This is a genomic window from Prevotella sp. BV3P1 (assembly GCF_000479005.1).
Taxonomy (GTDB): Bacteria; Bacteroidota; Bacteroidia; order Bacteroidales; family Bacteroidaceae; genus Prevotella.
Genome location: NZ_AWXC01000060.1, coordinates 1 through 501, shown reverse-complemented (window position 1 = coordinate 501; position 501 = coordinate 1). Strand labels below are relative to the sequence as shown.

Below are 501 nucleotides of genomic sequence, written 5' to 3'. Positions count from 1 at the left end.
AAAAAGTGTAGGTTTAAGGATGTGGTTAGATTATTTCGAGGAAGTTCTCCACGACCTATTATTGAATATCTTACAACAGATAATGAAGAAGGGGTGAACTGGGTTAAAATAGGTGATGTGCCAACTTCAGGGCGTATTATTACGTCAACAGAAGAAAAAATAACAAAAGAGGGTGCAAAAAAGTCTCGACATGTATATGTGGGAGATTTAATATTATCCAATTCTATGAGTTATGGACTGCCTTATATTATGGGAATTGAAGGATGTATTCATGATGGTTGGTTTGTATTAAGGGACTATGAACAGAATTTTAATAAAGATTATTTATGTAATCTTTTAATTTCAGACATTGTACAAAAGCAATATAAAAAAATAGCTGCAGGTGGAGTTGTTCAAAATATAAGTAGTGATTTGGTTAATAGTGTTTATATTTCTATTCCATCTTTAGATGAGCAAAGAAAAATTGCAGGCTTATTATCTTTAATAGACGAGCGTATCGCA

General features: G+C 31.9%; 1 protein-coding gene. It reads left to right on the top strand.

Annotation, left to right across the window (positions count from 1 at the left end):
* Window positions 1–21: 21 nt before the first annotated feature.
* The coding region (locus HMPREF1254_RS10740; RefSeq protein ID WP_231385854.1) for a restriction endonuclease subunit S at window positions 22–501 on the top strand (480 nt) is incomplete at its 3' end.